Here is a 20,328-nt window from a genome sequence, read left to right on the forward strand (position 1 = left end):
AGGTTGTCACTCCAGGATTGGGTGGGTGAGCGCGACCGCGATGACGAGTCCGTTCTTGTGGGCGATCGACACGGCGAGCCCGCCGACACCGGTCTCCGCGGCGTGGCCGGCGGCCCGGCCGGAGAGCCGCACGACCGGCCCGCCGTCGTCCAGGCGGCCGATCTCGATCTGCCGCGGTGTGATGCCCCGGCCGAAGCCGTGGCCGAGCGCCTTGACGACCGCTTCCTTCGCCGCGAAGCGGCCCGCCAGGAACTCGCGCCTCCGGGCGGGCCCGAGCGTGTCGGCGAAACCGCGTTCCCATTCGCTGTAGGCGAAGCCGAGGAACCAGGGGCGGGCCGACAGCCGGTCCAGCTCGCCGACGTACAGGACGTCCACGCCCGGCCGGGCGTGGATCTCCTGCCTGCGTGCCGCCGCCACGGCTACAGCTCCACGAGCCGCTGCGGCGACAGCAGGTCCTCGACGGTGTCCCGTCTGCGGACGAGATGGGCACGGCCCTGGTGGACCAGGACCTCGGCGGGGTAGCCGTGGCTGAGAAAGCGCCCCGGTGAAGCGGTCGGACCATAGGCGCCCGAACAGGCGACGCCCAGCAGGTCGCCCGGCCGGACGACGGGCAGCTCCACCCGTTTGCCCAGGACGTCATTGGGCGTGCAGAGAGGACCCGTGACCGTGTAGCGCGCGGTCGTCGGCTGCCCCAGGCGGTTGAGGACCCTGATGGGGAAGTTGCGCCGGACGAAACTCCCGACCCCCACGGCCGCCATGTGATGGTGGGTGCCGCCGTCGGCCACCACGAACGACTCGCCCATGGACTCCTTGACGTCGAGCGCCCGCACGACGTACGTCCCTGCTGCGGCCGTGAGCCAGCGTCCGGCCTCCATGATGAACCGGCAGCCCGGGTGGTTCCGGGAGAAGTCGTCCACCGCCTCGTTGACGCCGGAGACGAGCTCTTGGACGTCCGGGTCCTTCTCGTTGTCGAAGTAGGCGACCCCGACGCCCCCGCCGAAATCGACGGTTTCCAGCGGCAGCGCCAGATCGGCGGCGAGCCGTGCGGCCTCGTCCAGGATGCCGCGGGTGTTGTGGACCACGTGCTCGTGCCGCAGGAACCGCGTCCCCACGTAGGCGTGGATGCCCGTGATCCGGACATGGCGGAGGGCGGACAACTCGTCGCGGGAACGGCGCACCGTGTCCGTGTCGATGCCGAACTGGCGCGGCTTGCCGCCCATGGCCAGACCCGAACCCGGGGCGGAGAAGCCCGGGTTGATCCTGAGCATCACCGGCACGCGCCCGGCGTCGCCGGCCTCCGCCGCGAGGCTGTCGAGCAGTCGCAGCTCCCCGAGGGATTCGCACACCACCGCGCGGATGCCGGCCCGTATGCACGCCCGGAGTTCCCGGCGGGTCTTGCCCGGGCCGAGGAAGATGATGTCGCACGGTGCGACACCCGCCCGCAGGGCGGTGACCAGCTCCGCCTCCGAGGACACCTCCGCACCTGCGCCGAGTGACCGCAGGTAGGCGCAGACGCTGATGTTCGGATTGGCCTTCAGCGAGTACATGATGTCCACGGCCGGGCGGAGGCCCTCCCGCAGCCTCCTGTAGGCCGCTCCGACGACATCCGTGTCGTACACGAAGAGGGGGGTCCCGAACTCCTCGGCGAGGGCCGAGACCGCCAGCCCCTGGACGTGGAACTCGTGCTCGTTCATGCCGGGTCCTCCTCACTGCCCGGGCGGCAGCCTCCGGAGGGCAGGCCCGCGGCACGCCGGTCCGCCCGCTCGTCGCGTCGGGGGCCGCGGAGGGCCAGCAGGTCGGCGCGCTCCGGACGCAGGGCGTCGGTCTCGCACAGCACGACCTGGTCGTACGAGCCCGCCCAGTCGGCGTGCCGCTCGGCGAGTTCCCGCCAGACGCCCGTGCTGTACCCGGGCCGGTCGACGCGGTGCACGGCGATCCCGTCCGGTATCTGCAGGCCGGGGGAGACGTGCGGGCCGAGTACGGCCAGGGTGCGCGGCGTGCTTCCTTCGGCCCGGTACCGGGACAGTTCCCGGCTCAGGCATGCCGTCGCCTGCGCCTCGTTTGCGGCGCGAACGGCGGATACCGCGTCGATCCGCAGGCCCGCGTGCTCGCCGTCACCTTCTGCGCTCAGCACCAGGAGAGCCCCGGAGTCGGTGGGACCGGCGCGGTCGAGAGCCGCGTCCCGCGCGGGATGGGTGCTCTGCTCGACGATCACGACGGCCGTGGTGCGGGCCCGCCCCGACCGGTGGAACGCCGAAGCGATCCGCAGCGCGGTGAACGGTGCGGAGGCCCCCTGCTCCGAGACTGCGAAGCGCAGGCCGGTGCCTCCGAGCCGGTGCAGCACGTACGGGGACACCGGGGTGAACGGATGGAGGTCGGGGAGGCCGTGGGCCACCACGACGAGGTCCGCGTGCTGCGCCGTTGCGGTGGTGCCCGGGTCGTGCTCCAGCAGGAGCCGGGCCAGGTCCGTGTGGCTGATCCCGGCGCCGGACTTCAGCAGGCCTTCGTCGGCGCGGATCCCGAACGGCCGGTACAGGTCCTGGATGTACATCAGTTCTTCGGGGGCCGGGACCCAGGCCTTGTGGGCCGTTGGGGCAACCGCCGCGCCGGCCTTGATGCGCAGCCCTGTGGTCATGCCCGCTCCTCCCCGGCCGGGGAGGCCTGCAGTTCGCGCAGCACGAAGGCCGCGAAGCTGCCCACGGTCCTGAAGTCGTCCATGTCCAGCGTGTCCGGGTCGACGAGCAGCCCGAAGGTGTCCTCCATGGCCATCAGCAGTTCCAGGCTGGTGGTGGAATCGAGGTGCAGGTCCTCGAAGAGGCGGGTGTCGTCGGTGAGCCCCGTCACCGGCCGGTTGAGCGACTCGCTGATGCCGGCCTCGATGGCGGAGACGACAGTGCGGTGGTCCATGGTCAGTTGTCTCCTGCGGAGTCGGGCCGGGGCTGTGGTGCGGGCCGGGGCGGCGGCTGGATGCTGCGGCGCTGCGGGTGGGAGGAGGGACGCGAGAGGACGGTCGCGCCGTAGCTGCCTCCCACACCCACCGCGGCCATCAGGTAGTTCCCGCCGGCCACGAGCCGGCCCGCGTCGGCGAGCGTCCTGTAGTTGATGAGGGGGTCGGCCGAGAAGCAGTGGCTGTAGCGCGCGATGTTCTCCAGGAAGATCTTCTCCCTGGGAATGCCGAGCACCTTCGCAGTCTGCCGCCAGAACGTCATGTTCACGTTGTGCGGGATCACGAGGTCGATGTCGGCGAGGTCCAGTCCCGCGTCCGCGACGGCCCGGCACATGGTCTCGGCGAGGAGTTCCGGCCCGACCACACCGGCCTGCCGCGCCGGAGCCCCGGAGGACTCGTCGTCGCTGCGCGCCGCATGGGAGCGGATCACATCGCCGGGGCCGCCCAGGGAGACGAGGCAGGCCGCCGCACCGTCGGCGAGCAACTGCCCCAGGGCGTAGTCCAGTTGAATGAGCGGGGTGAACACCCGGTCCCCGGAGATGATCAATGCGCAGTCGCCCTCGGCCCCCTCGGCGCGGAGCAGCTCGCCGGCGAGGTCCATACCCGTGAGCGCCTGGGCGCAGTTGTGCTGGGTCAGGGCGAAGGCGTCGGCATGCGGCAGGCCGAGGGCGGAGGCGAGGACCTGCGCGGCGTCGATGCCGACCGGTGTCACCTGCTGGAGGGCATGGGTGTAGATGATGAACCGGACGCGCTCGGGCGCGACCCCGGCCAGCACGCTCCTGGCGGCCGGCAGCAGCAGGTCGAAGAGGCCGAGGCCGGGGTCGAGTCGCAGCTTGTCCAGGCCGTGCACCCGGCGGAAGACCCGGATCTGCGCGGCCGACAACCCGTGGTCGTCCAGCACTTCGTCGATCGTGGACTCCGTGCGGGGGAGGAACGAGTCCACCGCCGCCAGCGTGATCGGAAGAGTGTTCATGCTCCGGCCTTCCGGTCGTGCGCGAAGGCCGCGCGGAGTGCGGTCGCGGCGTGTTCCGCCGTGAGGGGGCTGAAGTAGAGGCCGGTGGCCAGCTCCGCCGCCCCGAGGACGCGGTGCCGGTCGGGCGTGCGCCGAAGTCCCGCGATGGTGACGCCCAGATGGTGTGAAGCGGTCTGGGCGACCCACAGCTGATAGGGCATCGGCCGGCCGAAGAGGGCGTCGAGCGCCCGCACGCCGCGCGTGAGGGCCTCCGTCAGTCCGTCCCTCTCATCCCCGCCGAGCTCGTCCAGGCGGGTCCTGTGCCCCTCCGGGGTCAGTCGCAGGGTGTACGGGGCGGGCGACGCCTCGGGAACGGTGACGGACCAGCCCCGTACCGTTTCGACGTGGAGTTCGGCCCGGGTCTCCCGGCAGGCGGGGCAGTCGCGTAGTGCCGGCGGGTCCTGGAGCAGCGGCGGCAGCGTCGGGAGCGCGAAGATCTGACTGTGCGGGTGGGCGACCGTCGCTCCCGCCTCCGGGCCGCGGTTCTCGAAGACCAGCACGACGGGCGGGGTGTACCGCTGCCTCAGGGCGCTGCCGCGCTCGGCCCACACGTCGATGACGGCACGTGCCTGCGCCGCGTTCATCCGGGAGAAGTCCAGCTCGTGTCCTGTGCCATGGACCACGATCTCGCACCGGCCCGCCGCCAGGGGCGGCCACCGGTTGGGGAAGGCGTAGGGCCCGGTGACCGTCTCGGGTGCTTCCAGCCCGCCCGGGCAGAAGGGGCACTCCTCCCCGCCGGACTGAGGCCGGTTGTTCCGGTTGCTTGCGACGAACACTTCGCGGGAGCTGAGGTCGTCCCGCACCAGTCGCACCGTCATCCGGTCCCTCCTCCGTTGCGCAAAGGCAGACCGGTGGCGTGGGAGCCACTGTCCGCCAGGTCGAAAGACAGCTCCCGCAGACCTTCGGAGGCCATCGCGGCCCGCAGTTCCTCACTGCGTCCGGCACGGGCGCTGATCAGCAGGAATCCACCGCCGCCGGCACCCAGGAGCTTTCCGCCGTCGCCGCCCGCGGCCATGGCCGTCCGGTAGAGCGCGTCGATCCGGGGATTGGACACCCCCTCGCTGAGCCGCTGTTTGCTGGCCCAGTGCTCGTGCAGAAGGGGGCCGACCTCGTCGACGCGCCCGGACCGGAGGGCGTCGAGCATGCGTTCGGCGAGGGCGCCGATCGCGTGGAGCGACGAGAGCGTCACCGGGTTGCCGTGCCGGGTCAGCTGGTCCTGCCCGGTGAGCGTCTGGCCGGCGTCACGGCTCATGCCGGTGTAGAAGAGCAGGAGCCGGTCGCGGACGTAGCGGCGGACACCGCCGGGCACGTCGACCTTCTCCGGCTCGATCCGGCGTGAACGGTCGATGCGCAGCGCCCTGATGCCGCCGAACGCCGCCATGTAGTGGTCGTGTTTGCCGACGGGACGGGCGAGGTCGATCATTTCGATGGCGCTGGCCTCCTCGGCCAGGGCCGCGGGCCGTGGGTCCTCCGGGCAGCGCAGCGCGTGCAGGAGGGCCACGGTGAAGGCCCCCGAACCACCGAGGCCGGTGCCGCTGGGCACGTCCGCGCATACGGCGATCTGGGCATTGCGCAGGGTGCCGGTGCGCAGCAGAGCGGCACGTGCGAAGCGGTGCCGCATGCTGTGCGCGTCCGGCACGTGCTCGGTCACCTCGCCGGTGAAGTGGATGCCTCCGTCGAAGCTGCGGGGGTGCACGGTGACGCCGACGTACTGGTCGATGGCCAGGCTGACGACGGTGCTGCCGAACTGGTCCGCGTAGCTCGGCAGATCGGTGCCGCCACCCGCCAGCGAGATCCGCAGCGGAGCCCGCGCGAGCACGAGGGAAGAGAGGGGGCCGGTCGGTGCAGGGTCGCTCATGAGCTGAGCCCTCCCGGGGCGAAGCGTGCGAGATCGTCGGGTGCCGGTCGTGCGGCGAGGGTCCGCGCCAGGCCGGGCGCGTCGTAACGGCAGGTGGCCCACCGGGCGAGCGCGTCCCGGACACCGGGGTCGGTGAGCTGCTTCCGCGCCGTCCTGGCCTCCCGCACGATGATGCGTGCGGTGTGCCGGCCGAGGTGGCCGCTGTCGACCAGCCGCCGGAACCGGTCCGTGTCCTTCCAGCGCGGCGACCGCTCGCTCGCAGGGAGCTCGACGTCCAGTTCCCGGTCCATGGTGTCGAAGCCCCAGGCCGTCCGGCGCAGGGGATCCTGGCAGTTGACGTACCACTTGCGCACCCGCTGGGTGACCGGATCGGAGAAGACCGCCGTGCCGTACCAGCGGCCCCACTCGATCACATACGTGCCGTGGTCGCCGCGCCACGTGGTGGGGTGCAGCCGCCAGCCGCGCTGCCAGCCGTGCGCCCGGCGCCCCCGTCGGTCGAACGCCGCGAGCCAGTCCGTGCCTTCGTGGATGCGCAGGACGGCGCGATCGGGGCCGTCGTGCAGCACCGTGACCGGCAGTGCGCACCAGGTGCGCCGGCCGGACACGTGCCGCAGCAGCACCTGGGCGGCCGCGGGCCACGGCTCCCGCCTGCGCATCGGCGTCCTGCCGGTCACCGTTGTCTCCCCGGGCCGTCGTTCGCATGTGACCGCCGGCGTGCGAGCGCGGCGTCGTAACCGGTGAGGGTGTCCGTCACCATACGGTCCTGGCTGAATCGTTCCTCCGCGCAGGCCCGGGCACCGGATGCGAGCGACGCGGCAAGTTCCGGGTCGGAGAGCACCCGCACCATGGCCTCGGCCAGCCGCCCGGGGTCGGACGGGGGGACGAGCAGGCCGTTGACCCCGTGAGTGATCACCTCGCTGATGCCGGTGACCTCCGTCCCGACGACGGGCTTGCCGGCGCTCATGGCCTCGATCACCGCGAGTCCGAGCCCCTCTTCGAGCGAGGGCTGGACCACGAGATCGGCGGCCGCGTAGACACCGGGCATATCGGCGGCGCCCAGGTCCTGCCGGAGCGTCACCCGGTCGGCGACCCCCAGACTCCGGAGGAGCTCCCACATGCGCTCCTCGTAGGCGAAGTCCGACACCCGGCCGGCCAGCAGCACCTGGACGTCGGGGCAGCGGGCGACGACGGCCGGCAGCGCCGCCGCCAGGTCGAGCTGGGCCTTGCGGGTGTAGACGCGGCCGGGCAGCACCACCAGTCGCCGGCCGTCCACGACCCCGTACCGCCGGCGCAGCGCGGCCCGGACCGCAGCGTCGGCAGGCACCGCGGGAACGCCGTGGTAGACGAGACGCAACCGGTCGGCCGGTACGCCGTAGCCGACGGCGCGGTCCGCGTAGAAGCGGCTGGCCGCGAAGTACATGTCGACGGGCAGGACTTGGTAGGACAGCCGGCAGCGGCCTTCGCCGTACTGCTCCAGGCCGGGGTTCTGCTCGTGCAGGGAACAGACCAGTGCGGCGTTCATGTCCAGGGCCACCATGCTCGCCAGCACCAGGGTCTCGTGGCTGTTCGCATGGACGACGTCGAACTTCTCGCCGGCCAGGGCTCCGCCGAGCTCGTCCAGGACGGAGTACTGCATCTGGCGCCACTTCACCTTGTCGCGCGCGTCCACGCGCCCGGCGAACTCCCGCAGCCTGAGCAGCCGGCCGGCGGGCTCCTGAGAGGTGAGCGGGAGGCCGTCGAGCCACGATCCGTCGGTCGCGACGACCACGTCGTGGCCGCGCTCCGCCAGCCCTTCGCACAGCAGCCGGGCATAGGTCTCCGCGCCGCCGGTCAGGGGTTCGTAGGTCGAGGTGAGCATCAGGATCTTCACCGTTGCGCCTCCGTCCCCGCCGTCACGGCGCCGAGCCAGGGGATGCGCCCCGCGGCGGCGTCCGCGCGGGCCGCGTCCAGCGCCTCCGGGGTGCCCACGTCCCGCCAGTAGCCGCCGAGCCGGTGCACGCCGACCCGCCGGCCGTCGGCGATCAGGGCCGGAGCGAGGTCCTTCGCGTAGTCGTAGACGCGGTCGCCGGGGATCCGGCTGATCACCCGGGGGTCCAGGCAGTAGACGCCGGCGCTGATCCACCGGTAGTCGTCGTCCGGGACATCGGGTTTCTCCTGCGCGCCCCGGACCTCGTCATCCGTGCCGATGTCCAGCACGCCGTACCTGCGTGCCTCCCGGACCCGGGTGCAGGCGAAGGTCAGCGGAGCGGGCCTTGCGAGGTGTGTGGCGACGAGTCCGCCGAGCGGTTCCCCGACGATGACGTCCGCCGAGGCGACCAGCACGGCGTCGTACTCCCGCAGCTCCGTAGCGAACAGGCGCAACGCACCGGCGGGACCCGTCAGTTCCGGTTCCGTGCGGGCGTGGACGGGCACGGACACCGGATGTGCCTGGAGATAGGCGCGCATGCGCTCGGCCCGGTAGTGGAGGTTGACGAAGATCTCCGCGACGCCCGCTTGGACGAGACGGTCCGTGAGGTGCCCGAGGAGCGGCTTCCCGGCCACTTCGAGGAGGGGCTTGGGCGTGTCCGCCGTCAGGTCGCCCATGCGGCTCCCGAGCCCGGCTCCCAGAATCATCCCGGCGAGCCTCATACGGCCGTCTCCGTCCCGTTCACTCCCGCCGGACGGGCCGCGGCTTCCGCCCTCAGCCAGCCGACCACGCTGCGTATGCCGCTCGGCAGGGGCACCTGAGGAGCCCAGCCCAGCTGTTCGAGGGCGCGGGAGTTGTCCAGGCGCACCCGGCGCACCTCTCCCGGCAGGGCCGGGCCGAAACGCGGGGGCTCGGTGCCACCGGTCTCCTGCCGGACCGCGTCATGGATCTCCTGTACGGAGTGTTCCGTGGCCGAGGAGATGTTGATCAGGCCGTGTCCGGCGCCGACGGCCCGCACGAAGGCGTCGGCCACGTCGCTGACGTGCACGTAGTCACGTGTGGTCAGCCCGTCGCCGTTGATGACGCACGGGCGCCCGTCCAGCATGCGCTGCGCGAAGATGGCGATGACGCCGGCCTCTCCGAACGGTGTCTGCCTCGGGCCGTAGACGTTGCCCAGGGCGAGCGCGGCGTACTCCAGGCCGTGGATCCGGTGGTAGATGCGCAGATAGTCGAGGGCGGCGGACTTCGTCAGGCCGTAGAACGACTCCGGTACCCGCGGAGTGGTCTCCGTGAGGAGCGCCTCCTCCTCGGCGGCCTGCCCGTAGATCGTCCCGCCGCTGGAGGCGAACACGACCTTGCGGCAGCCCCCGCGCCGCGCGGCCTCGAGCATGTTGACGAGACCGATCACGTTGACCCGCGCGTCCAGCAGCGGGTCGCGCATGGAGACCTTGACGCTGAACTGGGCTGCCAGCAGCAGCATGGCGTCGGGCGCGAAGTCCGCCACGGCGTCGGCCGTCCCCGGGTCCGCGACGTCGGCCCGCAGAACGGTCAGGCCGGCGTGCGCCTCCCGTGCCGCGGCCAGGTTGCGCGGGTCGCCGGTCGAGAAGTCGTCGACGACCAGGACCTCGTGCTGTTGATCGAGCAGCCGGTCGACGATGTGCGAGCCGATGAAGCCGCCTCCGCCGGTGACGACGATCCTGCTCATGAGTTCTGCTCCTCCAGGGTCGTGATGTCGTGGACACCGAGTGCGGAGAGATCGCCGGGGAGGTCGGTGTAGCCCCGCCGGATGTGGAAGTCGTCCCGGACCACGCACGGCCCGTCGGCCACGAGGGCGGCGAGCACCAGGGACACGCTGCCCCGGATGTCGGCGCAGGATCCCAGGTCGCCACCACGGAGGCGATCACGGCCGTTGGCCCGGATGTCGGCGTGGACGGCGGAACGGCCACCGCGCGGTGCGTGCCGCAGCGAGATGCCGTCCAGTCCGTGCGCCGTCAGATTCTCCGTGTACTGGAAGCGTCCCGGGAACACGTCGTCGCTGAGCGTGCTGCGGCCCTGCCCCCGCATCGCGAGGAGCAGGGAGGTGAAGGCCACCCAGTCGCTGCTGAACAGCGGCTCGGACCCCGCGGCGAGGTCCACCGGGCGGAGGGAACCGGAGCCGGGGAACGCGGCGGTGACGCTGTCCGCCGTCACCTCGCCGAGCGCCCCCGTGCGGTCCAGGAACTCCACGTAGCGGGGAATGTCCAGTGGCCCGGCGCCGGAGACGGTGACCTCGCCCCGGGTCAGCAGCCCGGCGGTCAGGTAGGTGACGGCGTGGATCCGGTCGGGGCCCACGGCCCACTGAACGCGGGAGTACGTCCCGGCGCCCTCGATCCGTACGTCCGGCAGTGTCCCCGTCGCTCTGCCGCCCATCGCCCGCAGGCAGGACAACTGCTCCGCGCAGGACGGCTCGACGGAGGCGTTGGTCACCGAGGTCGCTCCGGGAGACACCGCCGCGGCGGCCAGGGCGATGACCGTGCCCGTCATCGAGGGGTAGTCGAACGCGATTCGCGCGGCGTGGCGGCGGCGCCACGTGTGAACGATGGCCGTCCCCTCGGCGCGCGACTCGACCCCGAACTGCGACAGGATCTGTGTGTACCACTCGGTGGGCCGCTGACCGATCCGGCAGCCCTGCGGCGCGGCTTCCACCACGACTTCCCCGGCGCGCGCCAGCAGCGCCGGCAGGAGGCAGAACAGCGAACGGGAGCGGCCGGCCAGTTCGCCGGATATCGTCACGCGCGGCGGGTGCAGCGGTTCGCCGAAGGACAGCCGCCGGGCTGCGGTCTCGTAGTCCACCCGGCCGAAGACCAGGGACAGCGCGCTGCGCAGGGCCCGGGCGTCGACATGGTCGGGGACGTCGTCGAGGACGCCCTCATCGGCGAGGGCGGCACAGGCCAGGGCATGGGCGAAGGCGTGCTTCGCGCCGTCCAGCCGGATCTTCCCGCTCAGCGGTGTTCCGTCGTGCTGAATCAAGAGGTCTGACATGAGAATGCTGACTCCGCGATCGAGGGGTGCCCGGTTCGGCCAGGCCGCATACGAGGGAATCGGGGGAAGGCGCCCGGCCGCTCAGGACGACGGGCCGGCCGCCGGCGGCCGCGTGGGATCTCCGGAAGGCGTCGCCGGATCCTGCGCCGGCAGCCCGTGGACGAACTCGACGGCCGCGGCCAGATCGGGCACGACCGGTGTCCCCGCGGCCTCGGGGTGCGCGGCGAGCCGGTCCGCGTGAGCCCCGCCCCGCCCCGTGCGCACCATCACGCCGCGGACACCCCCGCGCCGGGCGGCGAGCATGTCCTCGACGGCATCCCCGACCATCAGCGTCCGGGAGGCGTTGAGCCCGAATCTGCCGAGTGCGGCGTGGACCATGCCGGGTGCGGGCTTCCGGCAGTCGCAGAGCCGGTCCGGTGCGTGCGGGCAGAGGAAGCTTCCGGCGATCCGGACGCCCGCGGACGCGAGGTCGTCGACCAGCCGGCGATGAATGCCCAGGACGTGGTCCCGGGACAGGATCCCGCGGCCGATGGGGGACTGGTTGGTGAGCAGGACGATGGATATCCCCGCCGCCGAGACCCGGCGGAGGGCTTGCACCGCGCCGGGCAGAAGCTTGACGTGCGCGAACTCACGCACATAGTCGGAACGGTTCTCGATGATGGTGCCGTCGCGGTCGCACAGGAGCGCGGCGGAGCCGGGCGCTGAGGGCTGTGAAGCCGCGGTCGCGCCCGCGGGGCCGGCCTCCCCCGGCAGGTAGAGGGGCCCGTTCACGCCTCACCGCACGGCACTTCTTCCAGGAGACAGTCCTGGTTCCGCTGTACGTACTCGATGTCGCGCAGGTACAGGTCCACGTGCCCCTCGTCGATGGCCCGTTGGAAATTCTCGTCACCACCCGCGGCGGACTCGCGCATCAGATCGACGAGGGCTTGGAGCCGAGGCGCCACCGTCCGGACGGCTGCCTGCCCTTCTGCGGGCGTGCAACCGTAGCTCCGGAGGAAGAGACCGGCGCGCTGCGCCTGTTCCCGAAGGTCACCGAAGCCGTCTTCGTTGGCGGGGTGCGTCAGCGGGGCGAACCGGTAGAGCGCGTAGGCGAGATCCCAGTGGCGCGGCCCCGGCCTGGCGTAGTCGAAGTCGATGACTCCCACCGTCTCCTGGCCCTCGAAGACGCAGTTGTACGGTGCGAAGTCGCTGTGGCAGATCACCTCGACCGGATCGATCGGGGGCGCCTGCCAGCCGTCGCCGAGGGTTTGCGCAAGGTCCGCGGTGGCATCGTGGAGCCTGCGCAGCAGCCGGGCGGCAGTGATCAGCGCCTGCTCGCTGCGTACATCGGCGCTGAGCGGATAGTTGCCGACGGTGCCGGGCAGGTAGTCCAGGACCTCGCGTCCGCTGTCATCGATGCCGTGCCAGCGGGGCACTCCCGCGATGCCCGCCCGGTTCAAGTGGTCCAGCAGACGGTGCACATTACCGCTCCAGGGCCGCACGGTTCTCCTGACGGTCTCTCCGACGCGTACGACCTGAGTCGTCCCGCCGCCCGTCAGCTCAATTTCCGAGGGATCGGTCTTCTCATCCATGACCGGCCTCATGCCTCTCTTCCCGTGCGCCGCGCGCTGCTGGAGGGCTGGAATTGACGCCCTCTCGTCTCCTGGCCCAACCATTCCGGAGATGGAATGCGCCGAGGCTTTCTCAAGGGTTTCTATACCGGCTTGCCGGTGCATCGTATCAGCGGGTGGGGTCGTTTCCAAGATCTCTAAATGTTCACAAGTGGAGTGACTTACTTCAAGGTTGCCGCCGATGCTTTCGCTTATCGTGGGCGTGACAGTGGCCTGCAGTTCCGGGTAACACGGCCGGCCACACGGGCGCACCGTATCCAGTATTCGGGAGAAAAATTGAAGTTCGCATCCGTCCTCTTTGACCTTGCCGGTACCCTGACCGTTCCCATGCCGCCCATGGACCCGGACGAACCCTGGCGGCGCTATGTCGAAGCCCTCGCCGGAGAAAACGCGGAAGACCAATTGAGCCGTCTTCGCGAGGCTGAAATGGAAGCATTCCGGGCAGGCCGGGACGAGCAGCGGTCCTTCACTTTCGGGAAGGTCCTCGAGCTGGCCGGAATACCGTGGACACCGGAGGGCGTGGCCGCCTACCGCGGGGCCTGGGAGCCGTACACCCGTGTGCCCCCGGAGACAGTGGCGGTGCTTGCGGCGCTGCAGAGTGCGGGGGTGCCCATGGGCCTCCTTTCGAACACCATCTGGCCGGTCGAGTGGCACCGGGAGGCGCTCGTCCGTGACGGTGTGGACCACTTCTTCACGGCGACGGTCTTCTCCAGTGAGCTGGCGGTGGCGAAGCCGCACCCCGATGCGTTCCGCGCACTGCTGGCCCGGCTCGGCGACCCGCCTGCCCAGGAGTGCCTGTTCGTGGGCGACCGGGCGTTCGAGGACGTCTCCGGGGCCGCGGCCGTGGGCATGAGCACCGCTCTGCTGCCCGACAGCAGTGTGGCCACCCAGCACCGGGTCGCGGCACCGGTCGAACCAACGTACCGGGTCGCCTCCCTCGCCGGGCTCCTGGACATCGTGGACCACTGACCCCCTTCGCCATGAGCCGGCGGCCTCACACACTGTGCGAGCGCAGGTACGGGGCCCGGCCGTAGCCGTAGTCCAGGAAGTGCTTCAGGAACAGCCGTTCACTCGGATACCGGGGCAGAGAGGCCCACTCCGGGGGAAGCGCGGCGCCGTCCTCCTCGGCCGGCCCGAAGACGCTGGACACGGTGTTCCCCGAGTAGACGTACCCGGCGCCGCGCGCGAAGGACAACTTCTCGCGCGCGGAGATGCGCTGCGGAAGCAGGCCCTGTGACGCGGCGCGGAGCACCCACTTGTTGCGGCCGTCCCGGACCAGCCAGCGCGAGGACAGGCCGAGGGCGAACTCGGTGACCGAGCGGTCCAGGAACGGCACCCGGCACTCCAGCGTCGCCTGCATGCCCATGCGGTCCAGCCGCCGGCAGTTGGTGCGGTGCAGGTCCCGGACCCTGGTGAGGCGCTCGGCCTGCAACTCGTTCTCCGGCAGGGCCGCCGAGCCCGGGTAGCCGCAGAACAGCTCGTCCGCGCCCTCCCCGGTGAGCACCACCCGGTGGCCGTCGGCCCGGATGGCCTCCATCAGCTCGGCCATGGGAGCGGCGTGGTTGACCACCTGCCACTCCCAGGTCTCCACGGTGCGGATCACGTCCGGCATCCGCTTGTGCAGCTCCTCCGGCTCCGCGGCGGCGACCTGCACCAAGGGCACGTCCAGCCGGCGGCACAACTCCACCGCATAGGGCAGGTCGGGAGAGCCGGGCCGGTTGAGGACGTAGGCCGTCACCTGATCGTTCGCCTCCCGGGCCAGGCGGAGGATCAGCGAGCTGTCCAGGCCGCCCGAGAGCGCAACCGCATAGGGGGTCCGCGGCGTCCGCAGGTGCACCGCCTTGCGCAGCAGCTCACCGAGGCGGGCGACCGTCTTCTCCGCCTCACCTTCCTGGTCCTCCCCGTCCGGTGACGGGCCGGTGCCCCCGGGCGGCGGCGCGTGGTCCGCCGGCGTCCACCACACCGTCGTGACGGGGGCGGCGGACCGGTCCGGCGCCCACCGCATGAGGCTTCCGGGGGCGACCGGTTCGATGTCGGCGGTCGCGTGGGGCGCAAGCGCCTTGATCTCCGACGCCCACAGCACCGAACCGCCGGCAACGGTCCAGTAGAGCGGCTTGATGCCCAGGTGGTCCCGGGCCGCCCAGAGAACCCCGCTCTCGGTGTCCAGGCAGAGGTACACCCCTTCCCAGACGAGCTCGGAGACCGCAGCGACCGGCCCGAAGTGCTCGATGGCGGCGGCGAGCACGGCTGTGTCGCTCTCCGGCAGCGCGGCGCAGGAAGGTGCGACCCCGACCAGGCGGTCCCTGAGCTCCTGGTGGTTGAACACTTCCCCGTTGAAGACCACCAGATAGCGCCCCCGGGGCGAGGCCATCGGCTGCTGCCCCGCCTCGCCACCCACGATGGGCAGCCGGTTGATGCCCATCGTGGTGGCCCACATGCCGGAGTCCGTGGTCAGCCGGCCGGAACCATGGTGTCCACGGTGCGCCATGGCTTGCAGCACACTGCCGGCCAGCGACCGCCTGCGACCGGCGCCGGCATCACATACCGCGGCTATTCCGCACATGTTCCTCCCCCTTGTGGACACGGCATGGACCCGGCCCCGCAACCGCTGCGCCGGAGCGCGCGGTACTTACGCCGTACGACACCTGCGCGGTTCGCCGCCGGTGAGCACGCGCGTCACGATGTGGTTCATGGCGAGATGCAGGTCCTCGACCAGGCCGTAGTCGTCGGATCCGATGTCGACACAGCTGTCGCAGTACTTCTCCAGGCTGCTGGAGGTTGCACCCACCCAGCCGACGACGGACATCCCCAGTGCCTCGGCGGTCTCGGCGGCCCGCAGGAGGTTGGGGGACTCGCCGCTCACGCTCAGCACCAGCAGGACATCGCCGGCCGAGGCCTGGAGGGTGAGCTGGTGGGCGAACACGTCCTCGAAGCACGTGTCGTTGGCGAGCGCCGTGAGCACGGCGGCGTTGTCCGCAAGACCGATGACGCGGGCACGCGGATGGCCGGCGACGCGGCAGGTGCCGAGCAGGTCGCACACGATGTGGCCGGCCGTACTGGCGCTGCCGCCGTTCCCCGCCACGAAGACGGTGCGCCCGGCCAGGACCGCGTCGACGATCTCCCGGCAGGCTCGGCCGACGGCGTCGGTGTCCATGCGCAGGGCCAGTTCCGACAGGTCCCTCAGGTAGGTGGTCGCTGTGCCGGCCGCGTCCGTGCGCCGCGGTGACAAGGGCTGGGCTGCCACGGATCTCATTCCTCTCGCGCTTTCCTCACGCCGTCGCGGGCTGGATGCGGTAATCGACCGCAGCAACCGGGTTGGTGAGGAACATCCGCCGCACCGCGGCTTCGTCGAACCCGAGCGAGAGGATGTTCTCCCGCTGCTTCTCGAACCCACTGGAACCGGCGGCGACGGCACCGTCGTCACGCAGCCACAGCGGATTGTCCGCATTGCGTTCCAGGGGCTCCTGCGCCATCGTCGCGACCTCGGTGTGGTCGGTGAGGGCGATGAGCTTGTCGGTGCCCAGGTATTCGACCGTGCGGCGGGCTATTTCGAGATCGACGTGATAGCCATCGAAATTGATGCAGGGGAAGAGGAGCGAGTCCTGGGCGGCCCGCAGCATCTCCGCCGACACCGGACCGAGCAGGCTCCGCAGATCCGTCTCGTGCCAGTCGGGGTCGAGTACGTGGCGCAGCTCCGCGTCCCTGCGCGTACGGGCCTCGGGGGTGCGCCACGCGTGCGTGAAGCTCCGGGGGGTGTCGTTGTAGAGGTGGTCGGTGAGGACCAGGTACGGCGACGACTTGTAGCGGCCGTGCAGGAACTCGAGCACGTTGCGCAGACGTCCGGCGCTGCGCTCCGGTGCGTCGCGGTGGTAGTGGCCCACGGCGATGCGCAGACCCTGCTCGTAGAAGCTGACGAGGAGATCGGCGAAGGTCAGGCTGCCGTCGACGGTTTCGGTCAGGTCCAGGGCGTCCGGTGCCATGACGATGTAGCGCAGCCCGAGAGGGCCGAGGGACGCGATGGCGGCCCACTCCTCGGCGGAGGGATACCAGCGGCCGGCCCGGGGGATGCCGCCCTGCGGACCGAGCAGGGGGCCTTCGATGGCAAAGCCCGCGATGTTCGGAACGGCGCCCGCCTGGGCCAGCCGGTCGTATTCGCGCAGCACTTCCACCAGCCGGGGCAGGTTCTCCCGGCGCAGGTAGACCGTGGGCAGGATGCCGTAGTCACGGGCCTGTGCTGCTTTCTGGAGCCTCGGTAGTTCATCGGGCGAAAGGCTCGAGAAGTCGAGGTCATCGAGTCCGTGGAAATGGTATAGGAACGCTTGCACGCTGCCCTCGATCTGATTCCAAGGGCCCTTTCGGGCCAGCGGTCATGTCTGTGAGGCGTCATTGCATCTACTGCCTGAGTTGCAGCGCAGCAGGTTCGTGCATTCGAAATCATCAAGCGGTGCGACGATGCGCGGATAACCCTTCACCCCGGGGGTGGATCTGCTCCCGGTCAGGTGCGGCTTGTTGAAAGGTAGGCGAGAAGTAGATCATTCTGATCGCTCCGATGGCAAGTGTGGTCATCCTCACGCTGTGACCCTGGGTAATGAGGCAAAGAAAGTAAAGGGAAAACGTAGTAGGTAATTCCGATTGTGGTCGTCGCGTATTGGGTGGGGTGTGACCGTCGGGCGGGGCCGGTCCGCTCGCCATGGTGTAGACCGCGGGCGCGAGTCAACGGCCCCTGCAGGCAGCTCGTTTGGCGCCGTACCTGCAGCCCTCTCTCGGCCCGGCGAGTGTTGTCGGTCACCAGCATCGGAGCTCAACTGGCCTTGACAGCCTGCAAGGAGAGCGACGTAGGTTGATCGTCGGACATGTGAGTGTTCACCTTAGGGGGAGGGGTGGAACGGCCGGTGACGTGCATGCGGCCCCACCCTTTCCATATCTGCTGGCCCGGCGGCCAGTTGACTGAGAATCACCGATTCGCGGCCGGCCGTGGCCGTGTCACGAAGCCCAGCCCGACCGTGCGTACCGCACCGTCGACGGCGCCTTCGCGGAGGGCCGGCGCGCGCCGATATGAGCGCAACACGGCATCCTGACAAGGAAGGAGAGTGATGCGAGGAAAACCTGCGGCGCATCCGCCCGAGGTCGCCCGCTGGAACAGCACCGCTCGTGCGTACTCCGCGGACCTGAGCCCGGTCGACCTGCTGGATGCCGCCGCCGAGCGGCACGCGCTCCGGCCCGCCGTGCGGACCACGGCCGGCGTCGCCTTCACACACGCCGGCCTGGCGCGGGCGAGCCGGTATGTGGCCGCGCAGCTCGCCGGGATCGGTGTGCGGGACCGGCAGGCCGTCGCCGTGCTGGTCGACCACGTGCCCGAGGCGGTCGCGGTCATCCACGGGATCGTGCGCCACAACGCCTTCTACGTTCCTCTCGACCCGAGATGGCCGGTGGCCCGGGCCGTATCGGCGGTGGCGTCGATCGGCGTGACGCACCTCATCGTGACCCCGGGGTACCGGGAACTGGCCCATCGGCTGTGGTCCGAGCACGACGGCGGCCTGACGATCCACGAGGTCGCCGCCGACGGCACCCTGTCACTCGTCGCCGAGGGCCGGACGCAGCCGCAGCACGCTGCCCGGCCGGAGCTGGGCCACCTCGCGTACACGATCTTCACGTCCGGATCGAGCGGTACGCCGAAGGCGGTCGCCGTCACGCGCGACAGCCTCGTCAATCTCGTCAGGTGGTTCAACCGCCGCAACGAGGTCGGCCCCGAGGACGTGCTGCTGCAACTGGCCGCGTGGAGCTTCGACCTGTCCGTCTACGACCTGTTCGGGGTTCCGGCGGCCGGAGCGAGCATCCTGCTGCTCCCGCAGTCGGTCATGGACGACCCCGAGGAGGTCGCCGACGTGGTGACCGGCCACGACGTGACCCTGTGGAACACCGCACCCGCAGCGTTCACCACCGTCGCGCTGTTCCTCGAACTGGGCGGCGGCCCCGCCAGCACGACCATGCGACGGGTCTTCCTCAGCGGCGACTGGATTCCGCTCACCACACCGGCTCTGACGGAACGGATCTTCCCCAAAGCGCTGCTCGTCGCCCTCGGCGGGGCGACCGAGGCATGTGTGTGGTCCAACGACTTTCCCGTGCGGGAGGCCGACCCCGAGTGGCCGAGCATCCCCTACGGCCACCCCATGGACAACGCGCGCTACTACGTGCTCTCGGACGACCTGACGCCATGCGCCGTCGGCGAGCCGGGGGAGCTGTACATCGCGGGAGCGTGCGTGGCCGCCGGCTACATCAACGACCCCCAGCTGACGGCGGAGCGGTTCATGCCCGACCCGTGGAGCGCCACCGGTGAGCGCATGTACCGCACGGGGGACCAGGCCAAGTGGACCGCGGCAGGATGGGTGGAATTCCTCGGCCGCCTCGACTCACAGGTCAAGGTCCGGGGCTTCCGGATCGAGCTGGGCGAGGTCGAGCAGTGCGCGGGGCGTGTTCCCGGCATCGCCGAGGCCGTCGCGGTGACGGCGGGAGAGCCGCGCGATCCCGTCCTGTGCCTCGCGGTACGCGCCACGCAGCCGATCGGCCCTGACGAGGTCCGCGCCCACCTGGCGGAGAAACTGCCCGGCTACATGATCCCCGCCAGGATCGCGGTGCTCGGAGCGCTGCCCGTCGGCAACACCGGCAAGACCGATCGCCGTGCGGTCGGCGACATGTTCACCAGCTCGATCGGCCAGTAGCTGCCGTGCCCGGACAACAGGTGGGAGAAACCAGCATGTACGACGTCGTGGTCATCGGTGCGGGGCCGGCCGGCCTCTCGGCAGCGATCATGATCAGCCGTGCCGGGCGCAGCGTGTGCGTCGTCGCCACGAAGACCCGCCGGAACTCGACCGCTTCCAGCGTGCAGAACGTGCCGTACGCCCACGGGACCAGCCCCGAGGTCATCTACGCCAAGATGGAGCGTGACGCCCTCGACTGCGGCGTCGAGTTCATCTGGGACGAGGCGGTCGACGCGTCGTCCTTCGACAGCCACGTCTCGGTCGCCATCCGCTCCGGCCAACAGGTCGAGGGGCGGCGGCTGCTGCTCGCGGCCGGCCGCGTGGACGACCTGCCCGCCTGGCTTCCCGAAGGCGTGTGGGGACGGTCCGCGTTCGACTGCCCCTACTGCCACGCACACGAGCGGCGCGGCGGCAGGTTCGCCGTCGTCGGCGTCGACGGCGAAACGCTGACGAAGGCCGCCCTCGCGCGTGTCCACGCCAGCGCCCTGACGGTCGTCGTGTCGGACGCCGGCACTGCCAAAAGCCCCCTGGCCGACCTGCTCCGGCGCGAGGGCGCCGAGGTCGTGCACGGAACCGTGCGCGATGCCGTGGTCACGGACGCCGGGGCCCTGCGGCTGACCACGGATCAGGGGTCGGCCATCGACGCCGACACGCTGCTGCTCGGCAACATCGTGCGGCCCAACCGGAAGTTCGTGGAAGCCCTCGGCCTCGACGACACCGAAAGCGGGTTCCCGGAGACCACGCTGTTCGGCCAGACGTCCGATCCACTGGTCTTCAGCGCAGGGAACGGCGACGGCTCCTCCCCGTACTACATGTGGACGGGTGCGGCGAGCAGCGGCATCAACGCCGGCCGGCTGATCTGCGAGGACCTGGCGTTCCGTTCCGCCCTGCTGGAGAGCCGGTGACGGACAGACCCGAGGAGGAGCACACCCTCATGACCGGTTCACCCGAGCAGACGACGGCGGAAGCCCTCGCGGAGATCTGGCGCGAGGTGATCGGGCAGCCGCCGACCGCCGACACCGACTTCTTCAAGGCGGGCGGCGACTCGATGCGGGCCGCCATCCTGACCACGAAGGTCAAGCGCACGCTGGAGAAGGGCGTGCGAATGAGCGCCATCTTCGACCACCGGACGTTCGGAAGCTACCTGGAGTGGGTCGAGGCGCTGCGCGCTGAACGCGGATCCGGCAAGCCCTCGGGCCGCGACGGAGACTGACGA

The 20,328-nt window shown here is 70.8% G+C and carries 21 protein-coding genes; 4 read left to right on the forward strand and 17 right to left on the reverse strand.

Going from position 1 to position 20,328, the window contains the following annotated elements; genetic code table 11:
• Nucleotides 1–6 precede the first annotated feature (6 nt).
• The 14 genes from ACFZCD_RS04540 to ACFZCD_RS04605 all read right to left on the reverse strand — a co-directional run bounded on the left by ACFZCD_RS04540 (nucleotide 7) and on the right by ACFZCD_RS04605 (nucleotide 12,315).
• On the reverse strand, nucleotides 7–417 hold the full coding sequence (locus tag ACFZCD_RS04540; RefSeq protein WP_391827745.1) for a holo-ACP synthase: 411 nt from the start codon (nucleotides 415–417) through the stop codon (nucleotides 7–9).
• Nucleotides 418–419: 2 nt separating this feature from the next.
• The gene (locus ACFZCD_RS04545) at nucleotides 420–1,694 is read right to left on the reverse strand and encodes a diaminopimelate decarboxylase (protein WP_391827747.1); all 1,275 of its coding nucleotides are present in this window, start codon (nucleotides 1,692–1,694) and stop codon (nucleotides 420–422) included.
• The gene (locus ACFZCD_RS04550; RefSeq protein ID WP_391827749.1) at nucleotides 1,691–2,635 is read right to left on the reverse strand and encodes a hypothetical protein; all 945 of its coding nucleotides are present in this window, start codon (nucleotides 2,633–2,635) and stop codon (nucleotides 1,691–1,693) included. The genes ACFZCD_RS04545 and ACFZCD_RS04550 overlap by 4 nt, the downstream gene beginning before the upstream one ends.
• Entirely contained in the window at nucleotides 2,632–2,907 is a 276-nt protein-coding gene (locus tag ACFZCD_RS04555) for an acyl carrier protein (protein WP_391827751.1), read from the reverse strand. The genes ACFZCD_RS04550 and ACFZCD_RS04555 overlap by 4 nt, the downstream gene beginning before the upstream one ends.
• Before the next feature lie 2 nt (nucleotides 2,908–2,909).
• A complete protein-coding gene (locus ACFZCD_RS04560; protein WP_391827753.1) occupies nucleotides 2,910–3,920 on the reverse strand; it encodes a 3-oxoacyl-[acyl-carrier-protein] synthase III C-terminal domain-containing protein in 1,011 nt (336 codons plus the stop codon).
• A complete protein-coding gene (locus ACFZCD_RS04565; protein ID WP_391827755.1) occupies nucleotides 3,917–4,777 on the reverse strand; it encodes a hypothetical protein in 861 nt (286 codons plus the stop codon). The genes ACFZCD_RS04560 and ACFZCD_RS04565 overlap by 4 nt, the downstream gene beginning before the upstream one ends.
• A complete protein-coding gene (locus ACFZCD_RS04570) occupies nucleotides 4,774–5,817 on the reverse strand; it encodes a hypothetical protein (protein ID WP_391827757.1) in 1,044 nt (347 codons plus the stop codon). The genes ACFZCD_RS04565 and ACFZCD_RS04570 overlap by 4 nt, the downstream gene beginning before the upstream one ends.
• On the reverse strand, nucleotides 5,814–6,491 hold the full coding sequence (locus tag ACFZCD_RS04575; protein ID WP_391827759.1) for a hypothetical protein: 678 nt from the start codon (nucleotides 6,489–6,491) through the stop codon (nucleotides 5,814–5,816). Before ACFZCD_RS04575 ends, ACFZCD_RS04570 begins: the two co-directional genes overlap by 4 nt.
• Nucleotides 6,488–7,687 (reverse strand): glycosyltransferase family 4 protein, encoded by a 1,200-nt coding sequence (locus ACFZCD_RS04580; protein ID WP_391827761.1) that lies wholly within the window; start codon nucleotides 7,685–7,687, stop codon nucleotides 6,488–6,490. The genes ACFZCD_RS04575 and ACFZCD_RS04580 overlap by 4 nt, the downstream gene beginning before the upstream one ends.
• The gene (locus tag ACFZCD_RS04585; RefSeq protein WP_391827763.1) at nucleotides 7,684–8,430 is read right to left on the reverse strand and encodes an NDP-sugar synthase; all 747 of its coding nucleotides are present in this window, start codon (nucleotides 8,428–8,430) and stop codon (nucleotides 7,684–7,686) included. Before ACFZCD_RS04585 ends, ACFZCD_RS04580 begins: the two co-directional genes overlap by 4 nt.
• Nucleotides 8,431–8,441: 11 nt before the next feature.
• Nucleotides 8,442–9,428: an NAD-dependent epimerase/dehydratase family protein gene (locus tag ACFZCD_RS04590; protein WP_391827765.1), complete on the reverse strand. Its 987-nt coding sequence runs from the start codon at nucleotides 9,426–9,428 to the stop codon at nucleotides 8,442–8,444.
• Entirely contained in the window at nucleotides 9,425–10,744 is a 1,320-nt protein-coding gene (locus tag ACFZCD_RS04595; protein ID WP_391827767.1) for a hypothetical protein, read from the reverse strand. Before ACFZCD_RS04595 ends, ACFZCD_RS04590 begins: the two co-directional genes overlap by 4 nt.
• An 81-nt stretch (nucleotides 10,745–10,825) precedes the next feature.
• Complete coding sequence (locus tag ACFZCD_RS04600; protein WP_391827769.1) at nucleotides 10,826–11,515, reverse strand: D-glycero-alpha-D-manno-heptose-1,7-bisphosphate 7-phosphatase; 690 nt, start codon at nucleotides 11,513–11,515, stop codon at nucleotides 10,826–10,828.
• A complete protein-coding gene (locus ACFZCD_RS04605) occupies nucleotides 11,512–12,315 on the reverse strand; it encodes a phosphotransferase enzyme family protein (RefSeq protein ID WP_391827771.1) in 804 nt (267 codons plus the stop codon). Before ACFZCD_RS04605 ends, ACFZCD_RS04600 begins: the two co-directional genes overlap by 4 nt.
• Nucleotides 12,316–12,495: 180 nt before the next feature.
• Between ACFZCD_RS04605 and ACFZCD_RS04610 the strand changes: the two genes are divergently transcribed.
• Nucleotides 12,496–13,323, forward strand: a complete 828-nt coding sequence (locus tag ACFZCD_RS04610) for an HAD family hydrolase (protein ID WP_391827773.1) — start codon at nucleotides 12,496–12,498, stop codon at nucleotides 13,321–13,323.
• 25 nt (nucleotides 13,324–13,348) lie between these two features.
• Here ACFZCD_RS04610 and ACFZCD_RS04615 read toward each other — a convergent pair whose 3' ends face one another.
• The 3 genes from ACFZCD_RS04615 to ACFZCD_RS04625 all read right to left on the reverse strand — a co-directional run bounded on the left by ACFZCD_RS04615 (nucleotide 13,349) and on the right by ACFZCD_RS04625 (nucleotide 16,679).
• On the reverse strand, nucleotides 13,349–14,842 hold the full coding sequence (locus tag ACFZCD_RS04615) for an asparagine synthetase B family protein (RefSeq protein WP_391827775.1): 1,494 nt from the start codon (nucleotides 14,840–14,842) through the stop codon (nucleotides 13,349–13,351).
• Nucleotides 14,843–14,983: 141 nt separating this feature from the next.
• Nucleotides 14,984–15,598, reverse strand: a complete 615-nt coding sequence (locus ACFZCD_RS04620) for an SIS domain-containing protein (RefSeq protein ID WP_391827777.1) — start codon at nucleotides 15,596–15,598, stop codon at nucleotides 14,984–14,986.
• 25 nt (nucleotides 15,599–15,623) lie between these two features.
• Entirely contained in the window at nucleotides 15,624–16,679 is a 1,056-nt protein-coding gene (locus ACFZCD_RS04625) for a hypothetical protein (RefSeq protein ID WP_391827779.1), read from the reverse strand.
• Between the two features lie 768 nt (nucleotides 16,680–17,447).
• Between ACFZCD_RS04625 and ACFZCD_RS04630 the strand changes: the two genes are divergently transcribed.
• Genes ACFZCD_RS04630 through ACFZCD_RS04640 form a run of 3 tightly spaced genes read left to right on the forward strand, consistent with a single transcriptional unit; the run spans nucleotide 17,448 to nucleotide 20,325 of the window.
• Entirely contained in the window at nucleotides 17,448–19,073 is a 1,626-nt protein-coding gene (locus tag ACFZCD_RS04630; RefSeq protein WP_391827780.1) for an amino acid adenylation domain-containing protein, read from the forward strand.
• A 35-nt stretch (nucleotides 19,074–19,108) separates the two neighbouring features.
• Nucleotides 19,109–20,017: an NAD(P)/FAD-dependent oxidoreductase gene (locus ACFZCD_RS04635; protein ID WP_391827782.1), complete on the forward strand. Its 909-nt coding sequence runs from the start codon at nucleotides 19,109–19,111 to the stop codon at nucleotides 20,015–20,017.
• Nucleotides 20,014–20,325, forward strand: a complete 312-nt coding sequence (locus ACFZCD_RS04640) for an acyl carrier protein (RefSeq protein WP_391827784.1) — start codon at nucleotides 20,014–20,016, stop codon at nucleotides 20,323–20,325. The genes ACFZCD_RS04635 and ACFZCD_RS04640 overlap by 4 nt, the downstream gene beginning before the upstream one ends.
• The last annotated feature ends 3 nt before the right edge of the window (nucleotides 20,326–20,328 follow it).

The organism is Streptomyces sp. NPDC008001, assembly GCF_042958085.1.
GTDB lineage: Bacteria > Actinomycetota > Actinomycetes > Streptomycetales > Streptomycetaceae > Streptomyces.